Here is a 24,652-nt window from a genome sequence, read left to right as displayed (position 1 = left end):
ATTCGGGCGGGGCACGAACGGAGGGCACGCACATGATGGCGACCGGGGAGTTGGCCGACGAACTTCCGGACGAACTTCCGGCGGAAGAGGTGGAGGCGGCAAAGGCCCGGGCGGCGACGCTGCTGCTGGCATTCCGGCACGGAAACCAGATCGCCTTCGACACCGAGCTGGACCGGCTGCTGGCCGAGCACGTCGAGCGCGAGGTGGCCACCCTGCTGGTGTGGATCGCCGCCGAGGCGGTCCGCAAGGCGTACGCCCCCGAGGTCGCCGACCGGGTGCTGCGCGGCCTGGCCCGGCGCGCCCCGCACGAGACCGCGCAGGTGCCGGTGGACGAGGAGGCGGCCGGCGCCGCCCTGCTGCTGGAGGCGGTCGCCGCGGGCGACGTCGCCCAGGTGCGCACCCTGGTGGCCGGCACGCCCGACACCACGTACCTGCTCGGCGGCCTGGTGCAGGCGGTGGCGATGATGCTGCCGCTGCTGCCGGAGGGCGAGGCCGAGGAGATCGCCGCCGAACTGCGCCGCCGGCACGCGGGGCGGCTGCCGCTGCCCCGCGCGACGTACTGACGGATCGTCACTGCGCGGCCCGGGACGGCGGGTCGCCGCCCCGGGCCGCGCCCGGCGGGTCAGGTCACGGCATCGCGTGCAGGTGCGCGCCGACCGTGTTGGCGATCTGGTTGCCCGCGGTGGCGTCCCAGTTGGTGGACCAGGTCATCGCGCCGCCGATGGTCGGCCACTTGGCCGGCGGGACGAAGCTGCCGCAGTTGGTGCCGGAGGCCAGGCAGTCCAGCGCCGCGTTGACCACCGACGGGCTGGTGAAGCCGCCGCCCGCCGCGCTGGTGGAGGCCGGCACGCCCAGGCCGACCTGGTCGGGCCGCAGGCCGCCCTGGAGCTGGATGCAGGCCAGGCCGGTGAGGAAGTTCTCGGTGCCCTGCGAGTACACGCCGCCGTCGCAGCCGAGCATCGCCCCGCTGTTGTAGTACTGCATGTTGACGATGGTCAGGATGTCCTTGGTGGCCAGCGCCAGCTTGAAGTACTCGCCGCCGGTGGACTGCATGCCGATGGTCTCCGGCGCCATGGTCAGCACGAACCCGGACCCGACCTTGGCGGCCAGGGTGTGCAGCGCCTGCGCCATGTAGGTGGAGTTGACGCCGTTCTCCAGGTCGATGTCGATTCCGTCGAAACCGTACTGCTGGATCAGGCTGTACGCCGAGTCGGCGAAGTTGGCCGCCGCGGTGGAGTTGGCCACCGAGACGGTGCCGTTCTGCCCGCCGACCGAGATGATCACCTTCTTGCCGGCCGCCCGCTTGGCCGCGATGTCGGCCTTGAACTGGGCGTCGGTGTAGCCGTTCAGCTTGGACGACAGGGTCGGGTCCAGGGTGAAGCTGATCCCGCCCTGGGTGCTGGTGGCGTCCGCGAAGGCCACCGCGATGATGTCGTACGCGGCCGGGACGTCACTGATCCGCTGCGGCGTCGCGCCGTTGTAGAAGTCCTGCCAGTAGCCGGTCAGCAGGTGCTTGCGCGGCGGCGGCGGAGGCGTGCTGGTGGAGGTGCTCGGCGACGGGGACGGCGAGGCCGGCGGGCTGCTGGACTCCGAGACCGTCGGCGACGGGCTGGTGGCGGACGGCGACGGGCTGGCGCCGGTGCCCGGGCCGACCAGCGAGACCTTGTCCACGGTGAACGGCGCCTGCCCGTACCAGCCGTGGAACCAGACCGACACCGAGGTGGTGGCCGCGCCGGTGGTGAAGGTCGAGGTCAGGGTGTTCCAGCCGGAGTTGGAGCTCCAGGTGGACGGGTCGGTGCCGCCGGTGCCGGTGACGCCCGCGAACACGTAGCCGCCCTGCACCACGGCGCTCAGGGTGTACGTCGAGTTCGGCAGCACGGTGACGGTCTGACTGCAGTTGGCGTAGTCGGTGCCGGCCGGGGCGCCCTGCAGGTCCCAGCCGGTGGCGGCGTTGTTCACCGCGGTGACGGTCGGGCCGCAGGTCCACGGGCTGATGTGGTTGCCGGCCGAGAAGTCGCCGTTGGCGATCACGTCCACGTTGGGCGCGACGCCGGCGGTGGCCGTGCCGGAACCGGCCATCAGCAGGCCGGCCAGGCCGGTGGAGGCCGCGACCAGTCCGGCGAGCAGGGCCCGTCCGGTGCGTCGGCCCGGCTGTGGTTGGGGCTGTGGTGCACGCATGCCATCTCCATGTGGGGGAGTGTCGATGGGGTTGCGGTGCGGGGAGCTTCGAGCGTGGAGCGTGGGAGCGACTCACACGGTGGAGTAGACCAATTCCGGTGTCAAGAGGGCCTGCGGTCCGGGGCGGCCGTCCGGCCCCGGCGTGCGGAGTCCTTAGACTGGCCCGGTGAGCGACAAGGCCGAGCCCAACCCCTACACCGTCCGTCCCGCCGACGCCGGCGGCACCGACTCCGAACTGCGCGCCGTCGAGGCCGAACTGGCCACCCGCTGGCCGGAGAACAAGCTGGAGCCCTCGCTCGACCGGATCGAGGCGCTGATGGACATCCTCGGCCAGCCGCAGCGCTCCTACCCCTCGATCCACATCACCGGCACCAACGGCAAGACCTCCACCGCCCGGATGGTCGAGCAGCTGCTGGGCGCCTTCGAACTGCGCACCGGCCGCTACACCTCCCCGCACGTGGAGTCCGTCACCGAGCGGATCAGCCTGGACGGCGCGCCGATCACCCCCGAGAAGTTCGTCGAGACCTACCGGGACATCGAGCCCTACGTGCGGATGGTCGACGCCGCCCAGCCGGTGGCGATGTCCTTCTTCGAGGTGCTCACCGGCATGGCGTACGCCGCCTTCGCCGACGCCCCGGTGGACGTCGCGGTGGTCGAGGTCGGCATGGGCGGCTCCTGGGACGCCACCAACGTGATCGACGCCCAGGTCGCCGTGATCACCCCGATCGGCCTGGACCACACCGACAAGCTGGGGGAGACCACCGGCGAGATCGCGGTCGAGAAGTCCGGCATCGTCAAGCCCGGCGCGCTCGCCGTGGTCGCCCAGCAGCAGCTGGACGCGGCCGAGACGATCCTGCGCCGCGCCGTCGAGGTGGACGCCACGGTGGCCCGCGAGGGCATGGAGTTCGGCGTGCTGCGCCGCGAGGTCGCGGTCGGCGGCCAGCTGGTCACCCTGCGCGGCCTCGGCGGCCACGAGTACCAGGACCTGTTCCTCCCGCTGCACGGCGACCACCAGGCGCAGAACGCCGCGCTGGCGCTGGCCGCCGTCGAGGCGTTCTTCGGCATCGGCCAGGGCGGCGCCGAGCACCTGGACGAGGAGAAGGTCCGGCAGGCGCTGTTCGGCGTCTCCTCCCCGGGCCGGCTGGAGGTGGTCCGGCGCAGCCCCACCGTCATCCTGGACGCCGCGCACAACCCGCACGGCGCGCAGGCTGCCGCCGCCGCGATCGGCGAGGCGTTCGGCTTCACCAAGCTGGTCGGCGTGATCGCCACCAGCGGCGACAAGGACGTCACCGGCCTGCTGGAGGTCTTCGAGCCGATCCTCGCCGAGGTCGTGATCACCCAGAACTCCACCCACCGCGCGATGCCGGTCGACCGGCTGGCCGCGATCGCCGTCGAGGTCTTCGGCGAGGACCGGGTGCAGGTCGAGCCGCGGCTGGACGACGCGATCGACGCCGCCGTCACCCTGGCCGAGGAGGAGGACCTCGGCGGCGCCGGCGTCCTGGTCACCGGCTCCGTCATCACGGTGGGCGAGGCGCGCCTGCTGTTCGGAAGGAAGTAACCGCCGATGCGCACCCTGTGCTCCTCCACCCTGATCGGCGAGGCCCTGCTGATCATGTTCGCCGGCCTGGTCGCGATGAAGCTCACCGACGTCGGCACCGGCACCATCTGGGCGGTCAGCGCGGTGGCGATCGCGCTGTGCGTGCTGCTCTGCGGCGTGATCACCCGCCCCGGCGCGGTGTACGTCGGCTGGGCGCTGCAACTGGCCGTGCTGGCCGGCGGACTGGTGCTGCCGACCATGTACGCCTTCGGCGTGGTCTTCGGCGGCCTGTGGTGGTGCTCGGTGCACTACGGACGCAAGATCGACGTGCTCAAGGCCCAGCGGGCCGCCGCCGAGCCGGCCGCCGAGGCGGCCGCCGGAGCGGCGCCCGCCGCGGCCCGACCGGCCTGACGTGGGACTGGGCGTCGGGGCGCCCCCACGGCCGGGGTAGTGTCGGGGGCACAGTCAGGCACGACCGAACACCTCAGGAGCCGTACCGTGTCCCAGCGCACTCTCGTCCTGCTCAAGCCCGACGCCGTGCAGCGCGGCCTGGCCGGCGAGATCATCAGCCGGATCGAGCGCAAGGCCGGCTGGCGGTTCGCTGCGATGGAACTGCGCACCTTCGACCGCGCGACCCTGGAGCAGCACTACGCCGAGCACGTCGGCCGCGACTTCTACGAGCCGCTGCTGGGCTTCATGACCTCCGGCCCGTCGATCGCGCTGGTCGTCGAGGGCGAGAACGTCATCGCCGGCATCCGCGCGCTGGCCGGCGCGACCGACCCGCTGGCGGCCGGCGCGGGCACCATCCGCGGCGACTACGCGACCATCACCCGGGAGAACCTGATCCACGCCTCGGACTCCGCGGAGTCGGCCGAGCGCGAGATCAAGATCTTCTTCCCCGCGCACGCGTGAGGATCCGGTAGCGATCCGGTGTCCCGTGCCCGCACCGGGCATGGGGCGCCGTTTCGGGGGAAGTCGCAGTTCAGGGGCCGGACGGCGGCCCGGGTTGCTCCCTCCGAGCGTTAATCCTCAAATCACGGAACCCTACCCTCCGACACGGCGTCCCAATGCCAGGAGAAGCCGATTCGCCCCCGGAGAATGGGCGGCACGCCGTACCCGCCGTCCGCGCTGACCGGCGTGACTACGATGGACCCAACTCACGGGCACGGAACGGCTGCTCAGCCGACGTCAGCCCGCTCGCGGGCCCACGCGGTCGGTCCGCTCCCCGCCCTTGATCCGAACTCGGGAAGGCACTCGACATCCCATGGCGAACAACCTGTCGTTTCTCGGCCGGGACCTGGCGATCGACCTAGGCACCGCGAACACGCTGGTGTACGTCCGGGGCAAGGGCATCGTGCTGAACGAGCCCTCGGTGGTGGCGGTGAACACCAACACCGGCGGGATCCTGGCGGTCGGCGCCGAGGCGAAGAAGATGATCGGCCGGACCCCTGGCAACATCGTCGCCATCCGTCCGCTCAAGGACGGCGTGATCGCCGACTTCGAGATCACCGAGCGGATGCTGCGGTACTTCATCATGAAGATCCACCGCCGCCGCTACCTGGTCCGCCCGCGGGTCGTGGTCTGCGTCCCCTCCGGCATCACCGGCGTCGAGCGCCGCGCCGTGGTCGAGGCCAGCATGCAGGCCGGCGCCCGCCAGGTGCACATCATCGAGGAGCCGATGGCGGCGGCGATCGGCTCGGGCCTGCCCGTGCACGAGCCCACCGGCAACATGGTGGTCGACATCGGCGGCGGCACCACCGAGGTCGCGGTGATCTCGCTCGGCGGGATCGTCACCGCGCAGTCGCTGCGGGTCGCGGGCGACGAGCTGGACAGCGCGATCGTCCAGCACATCAAGAAGGAGTACAGCCTGCTGCTGGGCGAGCGCTCCGCCGAGCAGATCAAGATGTCGATCGGCTCCGCGTTCGGCCTGGAGGGCGAGAAGGACGAGCACGCCGAGATCCGCGGCCGCGACCTGGTCTCCGGCCTGCCGAAGACGGTGGTGATCTCGGCCGCCGAGGTCCGCGAGGCCATCGACGAGCCGGTGAACTCGATCATCGACTCGGTGAAGACCACGCTGGACCAGTGCCCGCCGGAGCTCGCGGGCGACGTGATGGACCGCGGCATCGTGCTCACCGGCGGCGGCGCCCTGCTGCGCGGCCTGGACGAGCGGCTGCGCCGGGAGACCGGCATGCCGGTGCACATCGCGGAGAACCCGCTGGACTCGGTGGCGCTGGGGGCGGGCAAGTGCGTCGAGGAGTTCGAGGCGCTGCAGCAGGTCCTGGACGCCCAGCCGCGTCGTTGAGCAAGGCCATTCGAACTACACAACGAGCCGAGCCGATGGGCAGGCAGCACGAAGGGGCGGCGGCGGCACCGTGAGGGACACCCGAGAGAGTCGACTACTGCTGGTCCTACTGGTGGTGGTGGCCTTCGCCCTGATCACCGTGGACATCAAGGGCGGCCAGGACTCACCGCTCGGCGGCGCCCGCCGGGCCGCGGCCTCCGCGCTCGGCCCGGTGGAGAACGCCGCGGCCGGCGCGGTCGACCCGGTCGCCGGCTACATCCGGGCGATCCGCGACGCCGGCACCCACCAGCAGCGGCTCGACCAGATCACCAGGGAGAACACCGAGCTGCGCCAGAAGCTGGCCTCCTCGGACGCCGCGGCGGGCCGCACCAAGCAGCTCGACGACATGCTGCGCACGGCCGGCTCCGGCGGCTACACCGTCAAGGCCGCCCAGGTCATCGCGATCGGCGCGGCCCAGGGCTTCTCCTGGACGATCACCATCGACGCCGGCAGCGACGACGGCCTGACCCGCGACATGACCGTCATCGACGGCCAGGGCCTGGTCGGCCGGATCACCACCGTCGCCCCGACCACCGCCACCGTGCTGCTCGCCTCCGACCCCGGCTTCACCGCCGGCGTCCGGCTGGAGGGCAGCGGCGAGATCGGCTTCGCGGCCGGGCAGGGCGCCTCGCCGATGCGGATCGAACTGCTCAACGGCCGGGCCCAGGTGAAGGCCGGCGACCGGCTGGTCACCTTCGGCTCGCAGAGCGGCCGCCCGTTCGTGCCCGGCGTGCCGGTCGGCACCGTCAAGGAGGTGCAGGCCACCCCCGGGCAGCTCACCAAGACCATCCTGGTCGAGCCGTACGTGCAGTTCACCCGGCTCGACCTGGTCGGCGTGGTGGTCGTCCCGCCGCGCACCGACCCGCGGGACGCGGTGCTGCCGCCGGTGCCCGCCGCGTCCGCCGGCGCCGCGGGCAACCCGCAGGCGCCGATCGCCGCCGTACCGCCGACCACCGGGGGGAACTGATGCCGCGCGTCAACCGGATCCTGCTGTCCGCCGTGCTGCTGGTGCTGGCCCTGGTGATCCAGGTCAGCATCCTCGGCCGGCTCCAACTGCCCGGCGCCACCCCGGACCTGCTGATGCTGGTGGTGGTCGGCCTGGCCCTGGTCTACGGCCCGACGGGCGGCTGCCTGGTCGGCTTCTGCGCCGGCCTGCTGGCCGACCTCGCCCCGCCGTCCGACCACGCGGTCGGCCGGTACGCGCTGGTGCTCTGCCTGGTCGGCTACGGCGCCGGACTGCTCAGGCCGGAGGGCGGCCGGCAGCGCTCGGCGCTGTCCGCGCTGGGCGTGGTGGCGGTCGCCGCGGTGCTCTCCACCCTGCTGTACGCGACGGTGGGCGCGCTGGTCGGCGACACCGCGGCCCGGCACGTCGGCCTGACCGGCCTGGTGTTCAGCGCCCTGCTGTACGACGTGCTGCTGGCCCCGTTCACGGTGCCGCTGGTGATGCTGCTGGCCCGCCGCTTCGACGGCGACCGGGTGGTCAACGAGACCGAGCGCGGCGCGGACGGCGGCTCCGGCCTCGGCGCGCTGGCCCGCTACCGGACCACCCGCGAGCCCTCCGCCACCCCCTACAAGAAGAAGCGCGCGCTCGGCCTCGCCAAGCGCCCCTGAGCCGGGACGGAGTCCGCGCACGTGAGCAACATCCCCGAGACCGGACGGACCCGCCGGGTGACGATCCGGCTGGTCGTCCTGCAGGTGCTGGTCCTGTCGCTGCTGGCCACCCTCGGCGGGCGGCTGTGGTACCTGCAGATCCGCAACGGCAAGGAGTTCACCGAGAAGGCCCAGGGCAACCACATCCGCGAGGTGGTGGAGCCCGCCGTCCGCGGCGAGATCCTGGACGCCTCCGGCCGGATCCTGGCCGGCAACGAGACCAAGCTGGTGGTGTCGGTCTCCCGCACCGCGCTGCTCCAGCAGAAGGACCACGGCAAGGCGGTGCTGACCCGGCTCGCCGACGTGCTGGGCGTCCCGGCCGACGACGTGAAGAACAAGGTCCGGCTGTGCGACGCCAAGACGCCGCAGCCGTGCTGGAACGGCTCCCCGTACCAGCCGATCCCGGTCACCCAGCAGGCCACCACCCAGCAGGCGATGCAGATAATGGAGCGCCGCGAGGACTTCCCCGGCGTCACCGCCCAGCCCACCGCACTGCGCCGCTACACCAACGCGGAGGGCGCCAGCGCCGCCCAGATCCTCGGCTACCTCTCGCCGGTCACCGACGACGAGGTCACCAAGAGCGCCGACAAGACCGGCCGGGAGCGCCGGCTGCCCTCCGACCAGATCGGCCGGGCCGGCCTGGAGTCGGTGTACGACGACGACCTGCGCGGCACCACCGGCGTCGACCGGCTGGAGGTCGACAACCTCGGCCGGGTGATCGGCAGCGCCGGCACCACCCCCGCGCAGTCCGGCAACAACCTGGTCACCTCGATCGACGCCCGGGTGCAGAAGGTGGTCGAGGACCAGCTGAACCAGGCCATGGTCGAGGCCCGCACCCAGTACGACAAGGAGACCAGCCGGAACTACATCGCCGACTCCGGCGCGGCCGTCGTGATGGACGTGCACACCGGCCGGATCGTGGCGATGGCCAGCGCCCCCACCTACGACCCCAACCTGTGGGTCGGCGGCATCTCCGCCAAGGACTACGAGGCGCTGAACAGCAAGGACTCCAACTACCCGCTGATCAACCGGGCCATACAGGGTCAGTCCGCCCCCGGCTCGACCTTCAAGGTGATCTCCACCACGGCCGCCGTGCAGGCCGGCTACGACCTCAACGGGCACTACCCGTGCCCGAAGTCGCTGACCATCGGCGGCCGCGAGTTCAAGAACTTCGAGTCCGAGAGCTTCGGCGACATCTCGCTGGAGAAGGCGCTCGAGGTCTCCTGCGACACCGTGTTCTACGGCCTGGCCTACGACCAGTGGATGAAGGACGGCGGCCTCAAGCCCAAGAAGGACGCCCAGGACTGGTTCTTCAAGACCGCCCACGAGTTCGGCCTCGGCGCCAAGACCGGCATCGACCTGCCCGGCGAGGTGGCCGGGCGCGTCCCCGACCGGCAGTGGAAGCAGTCGTACTACGACGCGATGAAGACCTCCTGGTGCGACCAGGCGGCCAAGGGCGGCCACGAGTACGCCGACGAGATCGCCCGCGAGAACTGCGCCGACGGCAACCAGATGCGCGCCGGTGACATGGTCAACTTCGCCATCGGCCAGGGCGACACCCTGGTCACCCCGCTGCAGATGGCCCGGATCTACTCGGCGCTGGCCAACGGTGGCACGCTGTACCGGCCCACCATCGGCAAGGCCGTGGTCAGCCCCGACGGCAGCCTGGTGCGCGACATCGCCCCGCACGAGGACGGCAAGATCCCGGCCCAGGGCAAGCTCCTGCAGTACATCGACCAGGCCACCGCCGGCGTCATCACCTCCGGCACCGCGGCCTGGAAGTTCACCGGCTCCGGCTGGCCGCAGGGCAAGATCGAGCTGCACGCCAAGACCGGCACCGCCGAGGTCGCCGGCAAGCAGACCACCTCCTGGCTGACCACCTACAGCGGCGACTACGCGGTGGTCATGACGATCAGTCAGGGCGGCACCGGCTCCGGCGGCTCCGGCGACTCGGTGCGCCGGATCTACCAGGCGCTGTACGGCGTCGACGACAAGGGCAACATCGACAACTCCAAGGCCCTGCTGCCCAAGCCGCAGGCCGAACTGCCCAAGTTCAACCCGGACGGCACCGCGATCGTCCCCACCGCCTTCAGCTACGAGCCGGGCGCGACCTTCCTGGACCCGGCCCCGCCGACCCGGGCCGTCCAGCCCGCCGGCGTGCTGCTGGCCGCCGTCGAACCCACCCGCGGCGGCGGGTACGGAAGGGGCCGGGCATGACCCCGTACGACTCCTACGGCTCCTTCCGCTTCGGACCCCGGAAGTCCTCGCTGGCCCGGGCACTGGCCAAGGACTCCCCGCTGCGGCGGCTCGACTGGATCATGATCCTGGCGGCGCTGGCGCTCTCCCTGATCGGCTCGCTGCTGGTCTGGTCCGCCACCCGCGGCCGGGACTCGCTGACCCACGGCGACCCGCAGTACTTCCTGTACCGGCACCTGACCAACCTGCTGATCGGCATCGGCCTGTGCGCGGCGGTGATCGTGCTCGGCACCCGCCGGCTGCGCACCGCGGTGCCGTTCATCTACCTCGCCGTGATCCTGATGCTGTTCGCGGTGCTCAGCCCGCTCGGCTCGACCATCAACGGCGCGCACTCCTGGATCCAGTTCGGCGGCGGCTTCTCCATCCAGCCCGCCGAGTTCGCCAAGCTGGCGATCGTGCTCGGGATGGCCGTGGTGCTGTCCTCCCGGGTGGACACCGGTGAGCGGGAGAACCCGCCCACCCGCAGCGTGCTGCAGGCGCTCGCGGTGGCGGGCTTCCCGATGGCCGTGGTCCTGCTGATGCCGGACCTCGGCTCGGTGATGGTCATGGTGGTCACCATGCTCGGCGTGCTGCTGGCCTCCGGCGCCGCCAACCGCTGGGTGATCGGCCTGCTGGCCGGCGGCACCGCCGGGGCGCTGGCGGTCTGGAAGCTCGGCATCCTCAGCCAGTACCAGATCGACCGCTTCGCGGCCTTCGCCAACCCGGCGCTCGACCCGTCCGGCGTCGGCTACAACACCGCGCAGGCCCGGATCGCGATCGGCTCCGGCGGCCTGACCGGCATGGGCCTGTTCCACGGCACCCAGACCACCGGCCAGTTCGTCCCCGAGCAGCAGACCGACTTCGTGTTCAGCGTGGCCGGCGAGGAACTCGGTTTCGTCGGCGGCCTGGTGATGATCGGCCTGCTCGGCGTCATCCTGTGGCGCGCCTGCCGGATAGCGCGCCAGGCCAGCGACCTGTACGGGACGATCCTGGCGGCCGGCGCGGTCACCTGGTTCGCCTTCCAGGCGTTCGAGAACATCGGCATGAACCTCGGCATCATGCCGGTCGCGGGCATCCCGCTGCCGTTCGTCTCCTACGGCGGCTCCTCGATGTTCGCGGTCTGGATCGCGGTGGGCCTGCTGCAGTCGGTGCGCTCGCAGCGGCCGATAGGGATCTAGCGCCGACCGCAGGCGTGGAAACAGTGACCCTCGGGGCTCGGCTACCCTGAAGGGTCACTGCTTTTTCTGCCGTAAAGGTCCTCGCACATGACTGTCGAATCGGTCTTCCCACGCCTGGAGGCCCTCCTCCCGCACGTCCAGAAGCCGATCCAGTACGTCGGTGGCGAGCTCAACTCGACCGTCAAGGACTGGGACGCCTGCGACGTCCGCTGGGCGCTGATGTACCCCGACGCCTACGAGGTCGGGCTGCCCAACCAGGGCACCATGATCCTCTACGAGGTGCTGAACGAGCGCGAGGGCGTCCTCGCCGAGCGCAGCTACAGCGTCTGGCCGGACCTGGAAGCGCTGATGCGCGAGCACGGCGTCCCGCAGTTCACGGTCGACGCGCACCGCCCGATCAAGGCGTTCGACGTGTTCGGCCTGTCGTTCTCCACCGAGCTCGGCTACACCAACATGCTGACCGCGCTCGACCTGGCCGGCATCCCGCTGAACGCCGCCGACCGCACCATGGACGACCCGGTCGTCCTCGCGGGCGGCCACGCCGCGTTCAACCCCGAGCCGATCGCCGACTTCATCGACGCCGCCGTGATCGGCGACGGCGAGCAGGCCGTGCTCGACATCACCGACATCGTCCGGGCCTGGAAGGCCGAGGGCCGCCCCGGCGGCCGCGACGAACTGCTGCTGCGCCTGGCGAAGACCGGCGGGGTGTACATCCCGCGGTTCTACGACGTCGAGTACCTGGCCGACGGCCGGATCGCGCGCGTGGTCCCGAACCGGCCCGGCGTGCCGTGGCGGGTCTCCAAGCACACCGTGATGGACCTCGACGAGTGGCCCTACCCCAAGCAGCCGCTCGTCCCGCTCGCCGAGACCGTGCACGAGCGGATGTCGGTGGAGATCTTCCGCGGCTGCACCCGCGGCTGCCGCTTCTGCCAGGCCGGCATGATCACGCGCCCCGTGCGGGAGCGAAGCATCACCGGCATCGGCGAGATGGTGGAGAAGGGCCTGAAGGCCACCGGCTTCGAGGAGGTCGGCCTGCTCTCGCTCTCCTCCGCCGACCACTCCGAGATCGCCGACATCACCAAGGGCCTGGCCGACCGCTACGCCGAGGACAAGGTCGGCCTCTCGCTGCCCTCCACCCGGGTCGACGCCTTCAACATCGACCTGGCCAACGAGCTCTCCCGCAACGGCCGCCGCTCCGGCCTCACCTTCGCCCCCGAGGGCGGCTCCGAGCGGATCCGCAAGGTCATCAACAAGATGGTGTCCGAGGAGGACCTCATCAACACGGTGGCCACCGCGTACGGCAACGGCTGGCGCCAGGTGAAGCTGTACTTCATGTGCGGCCTGCCCACCGAGACCGACGAGGACGTCCTCCAGATCGGCGAGATGGCGAAGAACGTCATCGCCAAGGGCCGCGAGGTCACCGGCACCAACGACATCCGCTGCACGGTCTCGATCGGCGGCTTCGTGCCCAAGCCGCACACCCCCTTCCAGTGGGCCCCGCAGCTGTCCGCCGAGGACACCGACGCGCGCCTGACCAAGCTGCGCGACTCGATCCGCGGCGACCGCAAGTTCGGCAAGAACATCGGCTTCCGCTACCACGACGGCAAGCCCGGCATCATCGAGGGCCTGCTCTCCCGCGGCGACCGCCGGATCGGCGCCGTCATCCGGGCCGTCTACGAGGACGGCGGCCGCTTCGACGGCTGGCGCGAGCACTTCTCCTACGACCGCTGGATCGCCTCCGCCGAGAAGGGCCTGTCCGGCACCGGCGTCGACGTCGACTGGTACACCACCCGCGAGCGCTCCTACGAGGAGGTGCTGCCCTGGGACCACCTGGACAGCGGCCTCGACAAGGACTGGCTCTGGGAGGACTGGCAGGACGCCCTGGAGGAGGTCGAGGTCGAGGACTGCCGCTGGACCCCGTGCTTCGACTGCGGTGTCTGTCCGCAGATGGACACCCACATCCAGGTCGGTCCGACCGGCAAGAAGCTGCTCCCCTTGACGGTCGTCAACAGCTGACGCACCCTCACCCCCGGGCCCCCGCCACGACCCCGTGGTGGGGGCTCTTTGCTCGGGTATTACCATCGGCTGATCGGTTTACGGGGAGTGACGATGGCTCAGCAGCAGGGACAGCCGCAACAGGGCGGGGGATGTCTGGTCGCGGTGGTGCGGCCGGTGGTGGTGGCGGTCGTGGTGCCGCTGCGGCTGCTGTGGGAACTCGTGGTGCTGATCGCCCGCGGGATCGGCTGGCTGGTCGACAAGGTGCTGCTGTGGCCGCTGCGGATGCTCTGGCGGTGGGTGCTGCGGCCGCTGGTGGTCGTCCCGGTCGGCTGGCTGTGGCACTGGCTGGTGGTGGTGCCGCTGACCTGGCTGTGGGAGTGGGTGCTGCTGCCCTCGCTGGAGGCGCTGTGGCGCTACGTGCTGGCCCCGATCGGCCGCGGCGCGGCGTACCTCGCGGTCGGGTTCGGCAAGGTGGTCGCCCGGCTGGCGTACTACCTGGTCGCGGTGCCGCTCCGGGCCTGCTGGCGGTGGGTGCTGGTGCCGCTCGGCAAGGCGTTCTACCACGGGCTGTGGCGGCCGGTGCTCTTCCCGGTGCTGCGCGCGCTCGGGCTGGCGTTCCTCTGGGCCTGGCGGCTCGGCGGCCGGATCTGGCGCTTCACCGTGGTCGCCCCGTGCCGCTGGGTGCGCCGCGACGTCTGGTGGCCCGTCAAGGCGGAGATCCGCCGGGTGGCCCGGGAGGTACGGCGGACACTGCTGGGCTGACGCACCGCGTACCCTAGGTGAGGACAAGGTCCGGCCGGAGCCGCACGCGGTGCGAGGCCGGACGGGGACAACTGACGAAGGACTGAGCCCCCTGGCACGCCGCACGCCCGACGGTCCGCCGCCCGCGCCGACGGTGCAGCGCATCCGTCTCCGCTACACCAAGCGCGGCCGTCTGCGCTTCACCAGCCACCGGGACTTCCAGCGGGCGTTCGAGCGCGCGCTCCGCCGCTCGGCCGTCCCGATGGCCTACTCCGCGGGCTTCACCCCGCACCCCAAGGTCTCCTACGCGAACGCCGCCCCGACCGGCACCGCCAGCGAGGCCGAGTACCTGGAGATCGGCCTCGCCGAGCACCGCGACCCCGAGGCGCTGCGCCGCCAGCTGGACGCGTCGCTGCCGCCCGGCCTGGACGTCACCGACGCCGTCGAGGTCACCACGAGCAACTTCGTGGAGCGGCTGGAAGCCTCCGAGTGGCTGCTGCGCCTGCCCGGCGTGGAGCCCGCCGAGGCCGGCAAGGCCGCCGCCGCATTCCTGGCCGCCGAGGCGGTCGAGGTCCAGCGGATGACCAAGAACGGCCTGCGCACCTTCGACGCGCGCTCCGCCGTCGCCGCGATGGAAATCGTCCCCGAGGGCTCCGCCCTGGTCGGGATCGGTGACAACACGGCCACGGACGGTGCGGACGATGTTCGTCCGGGTGCTCCCTGTGCGATACTGCGCCTGGTAGTACGACACGCCACACCCGCCGTACGACCCGACGACGTATTGTCCGGTCTCCGTTCGACGGCCGACCTCGCGCCGCCGGTCCCCGCAGAGGTGACCAGGCTGGCGCAGGGGCCGCTCGACGAGCAGACCGGCACGGTGACCGACCCGCTGGCGCTCGACCGCGCCGCGGCCGAGGTCGGCCGGTAGGCCGCCCCGCCGCGCGCAACCGCCGTCCGCCGAGTGGGCGGGAGCGCAGGCACGGAGAGAACTCCGGGCCTGCGGCTCCCCGGCCCCCGCGGCTCCCCAGGGGAGCGAGCGTCGTCGCGCGCAGGCCCGGCCACCCCCTCGGCCCGGCCCTTGAAAACTGAGAAGACTGGTCAGACCAGAAGACTTTTCGACCCCCCGCGCCCCGCGGGAGGTCGAGCGAGACTACGAGCCCCTGTGCGGCCTCGCGTCCGCACGACGGCACCGTGGGAGCCGGACCGCCCGAAGCGGCGTCCGGCTGGTGAATTGCGGTGGAGCGTCGTGCCCGGATGCGGAGCCCGGGGGCCTGACGGGAGACACACCCGCATGCTCGAAAACACCGAACCGCAGCCCGCTGCGGCCGACCACAACGACAACAACGGCGCCGACGGCGCCTCCGCGGCCCCGCCGCGGCGCCGCCGCCGGGCGGTCTCCCGCCCGGCGGGCTCCCCGCAGGGGGCCGCGAGCGAGGGCGCCGAGACCGTGGTCGCGGCCGAGACCGCCGCCCCGGCCGCCGAGCCGGTGGTGGAGTCGGCCGCCGAGCCGGTCGCGGAGAAGCCCGTCCGGGCCCGGCGCACCCGCAAGCGGGTCGAGGCCCCGGCCGGTGCGCCGGAGGCCGCTGCGGCCGAGGCCGCGCCCGAGGCGCCCGCCGCCGAGCCGGTGGTGGAGCCGGCCGCCGAGCCGGTCGCGGAGAAGCCCGTCCGGGCCCGCCGCACCCGCAAGCGGGTCGAGGCGCCCGCCGGTGCGCCGGAGGCCGTCGAGGCCCCGGCCGAGGCCGTCGCCGAGCCCGCGCCCGCGCCCGCCGCCGAGGCCCCCGCTGCCGCCGAGCCGGCCGCTGAGGAGAAGCCCGCCCGGGCCCGCCGCACCCGCAAGCGCGCCTCCGCGCCGGTGCAGTCGCCGGTGGCGGCCGAGGAGCCCGCCGCCGAGCCCGAGCCCGAGCCGGTCGCCGAGGCCGTCGAGGAGGAGCCGGAGGCCGAGGCCCCGGTCGAGGCCGTCGCCGAGCCCGAGCCGGTCGTCGAGGCCGAGCCGCCGCGGGCCCGCCGCCGGGCGGTCCGCCCGTCCACCGCGATCTTCCAGGCGCCGGTCTTCCAGGAGCCCGCGCCCTACACCGCGCCCGCCGCCCCCGCGCAGGCCGCCGCCAAGGCCGCCGAGCCGGCCCCGGCCGCCGCGGCCGAGCCCGAGCAGCCGGCCGCCGGCGAGGACGAGTTCGAGTACAGCGGCGTCGGCCGCCGCCGCCGGGTCCGCACCGCGGTGCGCGTCCAGCAGCCGGCCAAGCCCGCGAAGGCCGCCCCGCAGCCCGCGAAGGCCGCCGCCCCGGCCGCGCCCGCCGTCGAGGCCCCCGCCGAGGTCGAGGCGCCCGCCGCCGGCCCCGAGCAGGACGCCGAGTGGGAGGACGACCGCCCGTCCCGCCGCCGCCGTCGCGGTGGCCGTCGCCGCCGCCGCGGTGAGGCCGAGGACGCGCCCGAGACGGTCGAGGCCGAGACCGCCGAGACCGAGGACGCCTCCCACGAGGAGGCCGACGAGCACGACGAGGCCGAGGACGACCAGGACGACGACCTGGCCGCCGGCCTGTCCTCCTCGCGCCGCCGCCGTCGCCGCCGCCGTCGCAGCGGCGAGGGCGGTGCCGACCAGGCCGAGACCACCGAGGACGGCGTGCGCACCGTGGTGAAGGTGCGCGAGCCGCGCCGCCGCTCGGCCGAGCCCGCGTTCGACCCGGACGAGGTGCAGTCGATCAAGGGCTCCACCCGTCTGGAGGCCAAGAAGCAGCGCCGCCGCGAGGGCCGCGAGCTGGGCCGCCGCCGCGTCCCGATCATCACCGAGGCCGAGTTCCTGGCCCGCCGCGAGTCCGTCGAGCGGGTCATGGTGGTCCGTCAGAACGGCGCCCGCACCCAGATCGGCGTGCTCGAGGACGGCGTGCTGGTCGAGCACTACGTCAACAAGGAGCAGGCCACCTCGTACGTCGGCAACGTGTACCTGGGCAAGGTGCAGAACGTGCTGCCGTCGATGGAGGCCGCGTTCGTCGACATCGGCAAGGGCCGCAACGCGGTGCTGTACGCGGGCGAGGTCAACTTCGGCGCGCTCGGCGGCCACGGCGGCTCGCGCCGGATCGAGTCGGTGCTGAAGTCCGGCCAGTCCGTGCTGGTGCAGGTCTCCAAGGACCCGATCGGCCACAAGGGCGCCCGGCTGACCAGCCAGATCTCGCTGCCCGGCCGCTACCTGGTGTACGTGCCCGAGGGCTCGATGACCGGCATCTCCCGCAAGCTGCCGGAGAACGAGCGGGCCCGCCTCAAGCAGATCCTCAAGAAGATCGTCCCGGACGACGCGGGCGTGATCGTCCGCACCGCCGCCGAGGGCGCCTCCGAGGAGGAGCTCACCCGCGACGTCCAGCGCCTCCAGCAGCAGTGGGAGGAGATCCAGAAGAAGGCCGCCACCGGCAACGCCCCGGCGCTGCTCTACGGCGAGCCCGACATGACGGTCCGGGTGGTCCGCGACATCTTCAACGAGGACTTCACCAAGGTCATCGTCAGCGGTGCCGACGCCTGGAGCACGATCCACGACTACGTCTCCAACGTCGCCCCCGACCTCACCGAGCGCCTGCAGAAGTGGACCTCGGACGTCGACGTGTTCGCCACCTACCGGATCGACGAGCAGCTGATGAAGGCGCTGGACCGCAAGGTCTGGCTGCCCTCCGGCGGCTCGCTGGTGATCGACCGGACCGAGGCGATGGTCGTCGTCGACGTCAACACCGGCAAGTTCGTCGGCCAGGGCGGCAACCTGGAAGAGACCGTCACCCGCAACAACATCGAGGCGGCCGAGGAGATCGTCCGCCAGCTGCGGCTGCGCGACCTCGGCGGCATCATCGTGATCGACTTCATCGACATGGTGCTGGAGTCCAACCGGGACCTGGTGCTGCGCCGCCTGCTGGAGTGCCTGGGCCGTGACCGGACCAAGCACCAGGTGGCCGAGGTCACCTCGCTCGGCCTGGTCCAGATGACCCGCAAGCGGGTCGGCCAGGGCCTGCTGGAGTCCTTCTCCGAGCCCTGCGTGCACTGCAACGGCCGCGGCGTGATCGTCCACATGGACCAGCCCGGTCACAACCACGGCTCGCACACCGCGCCCGCGGCCGCCGCGGGCGAGGGCGGCGGCAAGCGCCGCCGCCGGGGCCGCGGCGGGGCCGGGAACGCCGAGGCGGACGCGGTCGAGAGCGGCACCGAGGCCGTCGAGGCCGCCGCCGAGGCCGTCCTCGACGTGGTGGACGAGCTGGAGCCGATCGAGGAGCTCGCCGACGTCGAGGTCGTCGAGGAGGTCGCCCCGGTGGAGGCCGCCGAGGCCGAGGCCGTCGTCGAGCCGGCCGCCGCGCCGGTCGCCGAGGAGAAGCCCAGCCTGGTGGAGATCCCGCCGGCCGCCCCCGCGGCCGGTGGCCGCACCCGGCGCCGCGCGGTGCGCAAGGCCACCGCCCCGGCCGGGGCGTCCGGCGAGGCCGAGATCGTGGTGCTGCAGGCCCGCGCCGAGGCCGCGATGGAGGCCGCGCTGAGCGCCGCCGAGAAGTCGGCCGCCGAGCAGCAGTCGGCCGTCGAGGTCGCCGGGACCGCCGCGGAGGTGGCGGCCGAGGCCGTCGCCGCGGTGGAGCCCGGGGCCGAGGTCGCCGTCGAGGTCGACACCGAGCAGGCCGCCGAGGCCCCGGCCGAGGAGGCTGCGCCGAAGAAGCGGGCCGCCCGGAAGACCGCGACCAAGACCGCCGCCAAGAAGACCACGGCGGCCAAGAAGACCGCGGCGAAGAAGACCACCACCGCCGCGGCCGCCAAGAAGACCGCGACGAAGAAGACCGCCACCAAGCGGACCGGCGCGGCGGCCAAGAAGGCCGCGGCCGCCGAGGGCGACGGCGCCGCGGAGTGAGCCCGAGGGGGCCGGGAGCACCGCTTCGGCGGCGCTCCCGGCCCCCTCGCACGTCCCGGTTTGTCTTCGGATGGACTGGTCCGTATTCTTGACCATCGGCGTGTTGACGCCACGCTCCAGAGCACCTCACCTCCCGGGTGGACGCCGCTTCCGGCGCTCTCCGGGGGAGGCCCGCTTGTGTCCATACCCAGGCGGCTGGCATCCGGAGTTCCGACCGAGTTAGGAAAGCAGGTACCGCATGTACGCGATCGTTCGCGCCGGCGGCCGCCAGCACAAGGTCGCCGTCGGCGACGTGCTGGAGATCGACCGTATCGACGCCAAGCCGGGTGACTCGGTGGAGCTCTCGACCATCCTCGTCGTCGACGGTGAGTCCATCACCTCCGACCCGTGGGTGCTCGGCGGCGTGAAGGCCCACGCCGAGGTTGTCGACCAGACCAAGGGCGACAAGATCGTCATCCTGCGCTACAAGAACAAGACCGGCTACCGCCGTCGTCAGGGCCACCGCCAGAAGCACACCGCGGTGCGCATCACCAGCATCGACTCGGTCAGCAAGTAACCACTTCCTGCGGTCTTTCCTAGAAAGGGGATAGCCAGATGGCACACAAGAAGGGTGCGAGTTCCACTCGCAACGGTCGTGACTCGAACGCCCAGCGCCTCGGCGTGAAGCGCTTCGGCGGTCAGGTCGTCTCCGCCGGCGAGATCATCGTCCGCCAGCGCGGCACCCACTTCCACCCGGGTGCGAACGTCGGCCGTGGCGGCGACGACACCCTGTTCGCGCTGACCGCCGGTGCCGTGCAGTTCGGCAACCGTCGCGGCCGCAAGGTCGTCAACATCGTGGCCGTCGAGGCCTGAGTCCGTACAGACTCGCTGTGAAGGGTGGGCCGGGATGATCCGGGCCCACCCTTCCGCTTTACCGCAGGACAACCTCGTTTCTTCGCACTGGAGGCACCCCTCATGACCACCTTCGTGGACCGCGTCGAACTGCACGTCGCCGCGGGTAACGGAGGCCACGGCTGCGCCTCCGTGCACCGGGAGAAGTTCAAGCCGCTGGGAGGCCCCGACGGGGGCAACGGCGGCGAGGGCGGCTCGGTGATCCTGGTCGTCGACTCGCAGGTCACCACCCTGCTCGAGTACCACCACTCGCCCAAGCGCAAGGCCACCAACGGCAAGCCCGGCGCCGGCGGCCACCGCACCGGCGCGCTCGGCCCGGACATCGTGCTGCCCGTCCCGGACGGCACCGTGGTGCTCGACCGCCAGGGCAACGTGCTGGCCGACCTGGTCGGTCACGGCACCAGCTTCGTCGCCGCCCAGGGCGGCCGCGGCGGACTGGGCAACGCGGCGCTGGCCTCCGCCCGCCGCAAGGCCCCCGGCTTCGCGCTGCTCGGCGAGCCCGGCGAGGCCCGCGACATCGTGATGGAGCTGAAGTCCGTCGCCGACGTCGCGCTGGTCGGCTACCCGAGCGCCGGCAAGTCCTCGCTGATCTCGGTGCTCTCCGCCGCGAAGCCGAAGATCGCCGACTACCCGTTCACCACCCTCGTCCCCAACCTCGGCGTGGTCACCGCCGGCGAGACCGTCTACACGATCGCCGACGTGCCCGGCCTGATCCCCGGCGCCAGCCAGGGCCGCGGCCTCGGCCTGGAGTTCCTGCGGCACGTCGAGCGCTGCGAGGTACTGGTGCACGTGCTGGACTGCGCCACCCTGGAGCCGGGCCGCGACCCGCTCACCGACCTGGAGACCATCGAGGACGAACTCGCCCAGTACGGCGGCCTGGAGGACCGGCCGCGACTGGTCGCGCTCAACAAGATCGACGTCCCGGACGGCCAGGACATCGCCGACCTGACCCGCGCCTCGCTGGAGGAGCGCGGCTACCGGGTCTTCGAGGTCTCCGCGCTCGCCCACAAGGGCCTGCGCGAACTCTCCTACGCGCTGGCCGAGATCGTCGCCACCGCGCGCGCCGCCAAGCCCGTCCAGGAGAACACCCGGATCGTCCTGCGGCCCACCGCCGTCGACGACGTCGGCTTCACCATCGAGGAGGAGGACGGCGCCTACCGGATCCGCGGCGGCAAGCCCGAACGCTGGGTCCGGCAGACCGACTTCGCCAACGACGAGGCGGTCGGCTACCTCGCCGACCGGCTGGCCCGGCTCGGCGTCGAGCAGGAGCTGTGGAAGATCGGCGCCAAGGAGGGCGACACCGTCATCATCGGCCCCGACGAGAACGCGGTCGTCTTCGACTGGGAGCCCACCATGGCGGCCGGCGCCGAGATGCTCGGCCGGCGCGGCGAGGACCACCGGATGGAGACCCAGCGCCCCGCCGTCGACCGCCGCCGCGAGCGGCAGCGCGGCCGGGACGCGGCGGAGCAGGAGTACCTGGACTTCGAGGCGCTCTCCTCCGGCCGCGAGGAGCTCGACCAGTAGGTCCGGTTCCGGCTGCGGCTCCGGTGGGACGGTGACCGGCGCGTACCGGGGCGCGGGCGATTGCGGAAGTGCCGGGCGATCCGCCCGAGGTGGGGAGACCCCGCCTCGGGCGGATCTTGCTGTGGTCCCCCGCTCACCGGGTCCCGCTTGCGCGGGCGCGAGTGTCCAGCTCGGATTTCGTGCCTGCAATTCCGCTCGCTAGATTGCGGACGTACACAGGCTGCGTCGGAAAGGTCGGACTGATGGTGGATCAGTTGCTCCGCGAGGAGGTCGTTTCGGCGCGGCGGGTCGTGGTGAAGGTCGGCTCCTCCTCGCTGACCACCGCTGCCGGCGGGCTGGACGCGGACCGGGTGGACGCCCTGGTGGACGCGCTGGCCAAGCTGCGCCGGCGGTCGGACGCGCCCGAGGTGGTGCTGGTCTCCTCCGGTGCGATCGCGGCCGGACTGGCCCCGCTCGGGCTGGAGAAGCGCCCCAAGGACCTGGCCCGGCAGCAGGCCGCGGCCAGCGTCGGCCAGGGGCTGCTGGTGGCCCGGTACACCGCCTCGTTCGCCCGCTACGGGGTGCGGGTCGGCCAGGTGCTGCTGACCGCCGAGGACGCCAGCCGCCGGGCGCACTACCGCAACGCGTACCGGACGCTGGAGCAGCTGCTGACGATGGGTGCGATGCCGGTCGTCAACGAGAACGACACGGTGGCCACCGCCGAGATCAAGTTCGGCGACAACGACCGGCTGGCCGCGCTGGTCGCCCACCTGGTGCGGGCCGACCTGCTGGTGCTGCTCTCCGACGTGGACGGCCTGTACGACGGCGACCCGGCCAAGCCCGGCACCAGCCGGATCGCCGTGGTGAACGGCCCGGAGGACCTGGCGGGCGTCGAGATCGGCAGCGCCGGCAAGGCGGGCGTCGGCACCGGCGGCATGGTCACCAAGGTCGAGGCGGCCCGGATCGCCACCGGCGCGGGCATCCCGGTGGTGCTGACCGCGGCCAGCCAGGCCGCCGACGCGCTGGCCGGCCGGCCCACCGGCACGCTGTTCCGGCGCACCGGCAGCCGCTCCGCCGACCGGCTGCTCTGGCTGGAGCACGCCTCCTCGCCGCGCGGCTCGCTGACCCTGGACGACGGGGCGGTGGCGGCCGTCGTGCACGGCGGGAAGTCGCTGCTGCCGGCCGGGGTGACCCGGGTGGAGGGCGAGTTCGCCGCGGGCGATCCGGTCGACCTTCTTGGCGAAAACGGTCACATCGTCGCCCGCGGACTGGTCAACTTTGATGCGAGGGAGTTGCCCCGTCTGCTCGGCCGGTCCACCCGAGAGCTGGCCCAGGAGCTCGGCGCCGCGTACGAACGCGAGGTCGTCCACCGCGACGACCTGGTCGTGCTGCGCGGCTGAGCGCGAGCGGCGGGGCCGGTACGGGGGGTGGGAGCAGCGGGCCGGGGGGCCCGCGCGACACGCTGAACAGGAGGCCGCCGGTGGTTCGCAGGCGGGAGGAAGCGCTGCCGGGACAGAGGCCCGAGCGGCGGCTCACCAGCATCGAGGGCGGCCGGGGCGTCGGGCAGGAGGCCGCGCAGGAGGACCCGGGACAGGGTGCCCCGCGCGAGCAGGCCCGGATGTGGCACGTGGTGCTGAGCGTGGCCGGGGCGGCGACACCGCTGCCGGAGCTGCGGACGGCACTGGAGAAACTGGCGCACGACCACTCGTTCTTCCTGACGGCCCGTTACGCCGCGGACCACGCCGAGGTCCGCTACTGGGAGGAGGCGCGGGACCTGCACGACGCGGCGGCGATCGCGCTGCGGCTGTGGGGCGAGCACAAGGCCAGCGCGAAGCTCCCGGCCTGGGAGATCGTCGGCCTGGAGGTGGTGGACCGCCCGACGTACCACAAGCGGGTCGCCGAGGGCTTCGGCGATCCGCCGCCGCAGCTCGGCGGGGTGCACCCGTACTGAGGGGCGCCCGCCGGTTCCGCGGGCGCGCCGGTTCTGCGAGTGCGCCGGTTCCGCGGGCGCGCCGGTTCCGTGAGTGCATCGGCGGGGACGTCTCAGCGGGCGAAATGCGCGGCGGGGCGGCGGTGTCGGCTCGCTAGGCTTGGCGGCATGAGCGATCTCACCGCCACCGCCGACAGCCCCGTCCTCGCCGCCGCGCGCCGTGCCCGGGAGGCGGCCGCCGCCCTGGCGCCAGTGCCGCGTTCGGTGAAGGACGCCGCGCTGCTGGCGATCGCGGACGCGCTGGTCGAGCGGACCGCCGAGATCACCGCCGCCAACGCGCAGGACGTCGAGCGGGCCCGCGCGGCCGGCACCGCCGAGTCGGTGATCGACCGGCTGACGCTGGACGCGGAGCGGATCGCCGCGATCGCCGCCGACGTCCGCAGCGTGGTCGGCCTGCCCGACCCGGTGGGCGAGGTGGTGCGCGGCTACACCCTGCCCAACGGCCTGGACGTGCGCCAGGTCCGCGTCCCGCTGGGCGTGGTCGGCATCATCTACGAGGCCCGGCCGAACGTCACGGTGGACGCCGCCGCGCTCTGCCTGAAGTCCGGCAACGCGGTGCTGCTGCGCGGTTCCGGCTCCGCGTACCGCTCCAACACCGCGCTGGTCGAGGTGCTGCGCGCGGCGGTGGTCGGCGCGGGCCTGCCGGCCGACGTGATCCAGCTGGTGCCGGGCGAGAGCCGCGAGTCGGTGCAGGAACTGATGCGCGCCCGCGGCCTGGTCGACGTGCTGATCCCGCGCGGCGGCGCCTCGCTGATCCGCACCGTGGTCGAGGGCTCGACCGTCCCGGTGATCGAGACCGGCACCGGCAACTGCCACGTGTACGTGGACGCGCAGGCCGACCTGGCGATGGCCGTCGGCGTGCTGCTGAACTCCAAGGCCCAGCGGGTCAGCGTCTGCAACTCCGCCGAGACGCTGCTGGTCCACCAGGACGTCGCGGACGCCTTCCTGCCGCTCGCGCTGGCCGCGCTGGCCGAGGCCGGCGTCACCGTGCACGGCGACGAGGCGGTGCTCAAGGCCGCCGAGGGCACCGGGGTCACGGCCGTCCCGGCGACCGAGGAGGACTGGGAGACCGAGTACCTCTCGCTCGACCTGGCGGCCGCCGTGGTGCCCTCGCTGGAGGCCGCGGTGGAGCACATCCGCCGCTACTCCTCGGGCCACACCGAGGCGATCGTCACCGGCTCGCAGCCCGCCGCCCGCCGCTTCACCCAGCTCGTCGACTCCACCACGGTGGCGGTCAACGCCTCCACCCGGTTCACCGACGGCGCCGAGTTCGGCTTCGGCGCGGAGATCGGCATCTCCACCCAGAAGCTGCACGCCCGCGGCCCGATGGGCCTGCCGGAGCTGACCAGCACCAAGTACATCGTCACCGGCGACGGGCACGTGCGCGGCGAGGCCCGGCAGACCGTCGGCGGCTGACCCGGCCGTCCCCCTGCCCGGGGCGCGCGGGCCGCGGCCGCGTGCGCCCCGGTCGCGCGGGTTCTGGAGGAGCGCGCTCCGATCGCGTGCGCTCTGATCGCGTACGCTCTGATCGCGTGCGCTCCGATCGCGT

The 24,652-nt window shown here is 72.7% G+C and carries 20 protein-coding genes; 19 read left to right on the top strand and 1 reads right to left on the bottom strand.

The features are described 5' to 3' along the window. Positions 1-32 precede the first annotated feature (32 nt). The gene (locus tag OU787_RS09970; RefSeq protein WP_030458246.1) at positions 33-563 is read left to right on the top strand and encodes a hypothetical protein; all 531 of its coding nucleotides are present in this window, start codon (positions 33-35) and stop codon (positions 561-563) included. Between the two features lie 64 nt (positions 564-627). Here the strand turns inward: OU787_RS09970 and OU787_RS09965 are convergent, their stop codons facing one another. Further along, the gene (locus OU787_RS09965; protein ID WP_268659135.1) at positions 628-2,178 is read right to left on the bottom strand and encodes a chitinase; all 1,551 of its coding nucleotides are present in this window, start codon (positions 2,176-2,178) and stop codon (positions 628-630) included. A 166-nt stretch (positions 2,179-2,344) separates the two neighbouring features. Here OU787_RS09965 and folC point away from each other — a divergent pair, with 166 nt between their 5' ends. The 18 genes from folC (at position 2,345) to OU787_RS09875 (ending at position 24,519) form a co-directional block, all read left to right on the top strand. Further along, on the top strand, positions 2,345-3,736 hold the full coding sequence (gene folC / locus OU787_RS09960; RefSeq protein ID WP_030458244.1) for a bifunctional tetrahydrofolate synthase/dihydrofolate synthase: 1,392 nt from the start codon (positions 2,345-2,347) through the stop codon (positions 3,734-3,736). A 6-nt stretch (positions 3,737-3,742) separates the two neighbouring features. Then, on the top strand, positions 3,743-4,126 hold the full coding sequence (locus OU787_RS09955; RefSeq protein ID WP_268659134.1) for a DUF4233 domain-containing protein: 384 nt from the start codon (positions 3,743-3,745) through the stop codon (positions 4,124-4,126). Positions 4,127-4,213: 87 nt separating this feature from the next. Continuing rightward, the gene (ndk, locus tag OU787_RS09950; protein ID WP_268659133.1) at positions 4,214-4,627 is read left to right on the top strand and encodes a nucleoside-diphosphate kinase; all 414 of its coding nucleotides are present in this window, start codon (positions 4,214-4,216) and stop codon (positions 4,625-4,627) included. Positions 4,628-4,991: 364 nt separating this feature from the next. Further along, on the top strand, positions 4,992-6,017 hold the full coding sequence (locus OU787_RS09945) for a rod shape-determining protein (protein ID WP_030458241.1): 1,026 nt from the start codon (positions 4,992-4,994) through the stop codon (positions 6,015-6,017). A gap of 70 nt (positions 6,018-6,087) precedes the next feature. Continuing rightward, positions 6,088-7,023: a rod shape-determining protein MreC gene (gene mreC / locus OU787_RS09940; protein WP_030458240.1), complete on the top strand. Its 936-nt coding sequence runs from the start codon at positions 6,088-6,090 to the stop codon at positions 7,021-7,023. After that, a complete protein-coding gene (mreD, locus tag OU787_RS09935; RefSeq protein ID WP_030458239.1) occupies positions 7,023-7,667 on the top strand; it encodes a rod shape-determining protein MreD in 645 nt (214 codons plus the stop codon). Before mreC ends, mreD begins: the two co-directional genes overlap by 1 nt. A 21-nt stretch (positions 7,668-7,688) precedes the next feature. Continuing rightward, positions 7,689-9,923 carry a penicillin-binding protein 2 gene (gene mrdA / locus OU787_RS09930; protein WP_268659132.1) on the top strand — a complete coding sequence of 745 codons (2,235 nt, stop codon included), beginning with the start codon at positions 7,689-7,691 and terminating at the stop codon, positions 9,921-9,923. Next, complete coding sequence (rodA, locus tag OU787_RS09925; RefSeq protein WP_030458237.1) at positions 9,920-11,119, top strand: rod shape-determining protein RodA; 1,200 nt, start codon at positions 9,920-9,922, stop codon at positions 11,117-11,119. Before mrdA ends, rodA begins: the two co-directional genes overlap by 4 nt. A gap of 87 nt (positions 11,120-11,206) precedes the next feature. Beyond that, positions 11,207-13,135, top strand: a complete 1,929-nt coding sequence (locus OU787_RS09920) for a TIGR03960 family B12-binding radical SAM protein (RefSeq protein WP_030458236.1) — start codon at positions 11,207-11,209, stop codon at positions 13,133-13,135. Between the two features lie 93 nt (positions 13,136-13,228). Next, positions 13,229-13,879: a hypothetical protein gene (locus OU787_RS09915; RefSeq protein WP_198544948.1), complete on the top strand. Its 651-nt coding sequence runs from the start codon at positions 13,229-13,231 to the stop codon at positions 13,877-13,879. 133 nt (positions 13,880-14,012) lie between these two features. Then, positions 14,013-14,786 carry a TIGR03936 family radical SAM-associated protein gene (locus OU787_RS09910; protein WP_268659131.1) on the top strand — a complete coding sequence of 258 codons (774 nt, stop codon included), beginning with the start codon at positions 14,013-14,015 and terminating at the stop codon, positions 14,784-14,786. Between the two features lie 363 nt (positions 14,787-15,149). After that, entirely contained in the window at positions 15,150-18,719 is a 3,570-nt protein-coding gene (locus tag OU787_RS09905; RefSeq protein WP_327059370.1) for an Rne/Rng family ribonuclease, read from the top strand. Between the two features lie 238 nt (positions 18,720-18,957). Continuing rightward, complete coding sequence (gene rplU, locus OU787_RS09900) at positions 18,958-19,275, top strand: 50S ribosomal protein L21 (protein ID WP_014135733.1); 318 nt, start codon at positions 18,958-18,960, stop codon at positions 19,273-19,275. 38 nt (positions 19,276-19,313) lie between these two features. Beyond that, positions 19,314-19,571, top strand: a complete 258-nt coding sequence (gene rpmA / locus OU787_RS09895) for a 50S ribosomal protein L27 (RefSeq protein WP_014135732.1) — start codon at positions 19,314-19,316, stop codon at positions 19,569-19,571. 102 nt (positions 19,572-19,673) lie between these two features. Beyond that, positions 19,674-21,134 carry a GTPase ObgE gene (obgE, locus tag OU787_RS09890; RefSeq protein ID WP_268659130.1) on the top strand — a complete coding sequence of 487 codons (1,461 nt, stop codon included), beginning with the start codon at positions 19,674-19,676 and terminating at the stop codon, positions 21,132-21,134. A 242-nt stretch (positions 21,135-21,376) separates the two neighbouring features. Next, entirely contained in the window at positions 21,377-22,513 is a 1,137-nt protein-coding gene (gene proB / locus OU787_RS09885) for a glutamate 5-kinase (RefSeq protein ID WP_268659129.1), read from the top strand. 80 nt (positions 22,514-22,593) lie between these two features. Next, positions 22,594-23,064 (top strand): hypothetical protein, encoded by a 471-nt coding sequence (locus OU787_RS09880; protein ID WP_051816572.1) that lies wholly within the window; start codon positions 22,594-22,596, stop codon positions 23,062-23,064. A 147-nt stretch (positions 23,065-23,211) separates the two neighbouring features. After that, positions 23,212-24,519: a glutamate-5-semialdehyde dehydrogenase gene (locus OU787_RS09875; RefSeq protein ID WP_268659128.1), complete on the top strand. Its 1,308-nt coding sequence runs from the start codon at positions 23,212-23,214 to the stop codon at positions 24,517-24,519. Positions 24,520-24,652 lie beyond the last annotated feature (133 nt).

The sequence above is a fragment of the Kitasatospora sp. YST-16 genome, assembly GCF_026802215.1.
GTDB lineage: Bacteria > Actinomycetota > Actinomycetes > Streptomycetales > Streptomycetaceae > Kitasatospora > Kitasatospora cineracea.
This window is presented reverse-complemented; position numbering and strand designations above follow the sequence as displayed.

Excerpts from the sequence above, each read along its gene's own strand:
- OU787_RS09970 (WP_030458246.1), top strand. The coding sequence starts at position 33 with ATGATGGCGACCGGGGAGTTGGCCGACGAACTTCCGGACGAACTTCCG.
- OU787_RS09965 (WP_268659135.1), bottom strand. The coding sequence starts at position 2,178 with ATGCGTGCACCACAGCCCCAACCACAGCCGGGCCGACGCACCGGACGG.
- OU787_RS09955 (WP_268659134.1), top strand. The coding sequence starts at position 3,743 with ATGCGCACCCTGTGCTCCTCCACCCTGATCGGCGAGGCCCTGCTGATC.
- mreD (WP_030458239.1), top strand. The coding sequence starts at position 7,023 with ATGCCGCGCGTCAACCGGATCCTGCTGTCCGCCGTGCTGCTGGTGCTG.
- rodA (WP_030458237.1), top strand. The coding sequence starts at position 9,920 with ATGACCCCGTACGACTCCTACGGCTCCTTCCGCTTCGGACCCCGGAAG.
- OU787_RS09920 (WP_030458236.1), top strand. The coding sequence starts at position 11,207 with ATGACTGTCGAATCGGTCTTCCCACGCCTGGAGGCCCTCCTCCCGCAC.
- OU787_RS09915 (WP_198544948.1), top strand. The coding sequence starts at position 13,229 with ATGGCTCAGCAGCAGGGACAGCCGCAACAGGGCGGGGGATGTCTGGTC.
- OU787_RS09905 (WP_327059370.1), top strand. The coding sequence starts at position 15,150 with ATGCTCGAAAACACCGAACCGCAGCCCGCTGCGGCCGACCACAACGAC.
- rplU (WP_014135733.1), top strand. The coding sequence starts at position 18,958 with ATGTACGCGATCGTTCGCGCCGGCGGCCGCCAGCACAAGGTCGCCGTC.
- rpmA (WP_014135732.1), top strand. The coding sequence starts at position 19,314 with ATGGCACACAAGAAGGGTGCGAGTTCCACTCGCAACGGTCGTGACTCG.
- obgE (WP_268659130.1), top strand. The coding sequence starts at position 19,674 with ATGACCACCTTCGTGGACCGCGTCGAACTGCACGTCGCCGCGGGTAAC.
- proB (WP_268659129.1), top strand. The coding sequence starts at position 21,377 with ATGGTGGATCAGTTGCTCCGCGAGGAGGTCGTTTCGGCGCGGCGGGTC.
- OU787_RS09875 (WP_268659128.1), top strand. The coding sequence starts at position 23,212 with ATGAGCGATCTCACCGCCACCGCCGACAGCCCCGTCCTCGCCGCCGCG.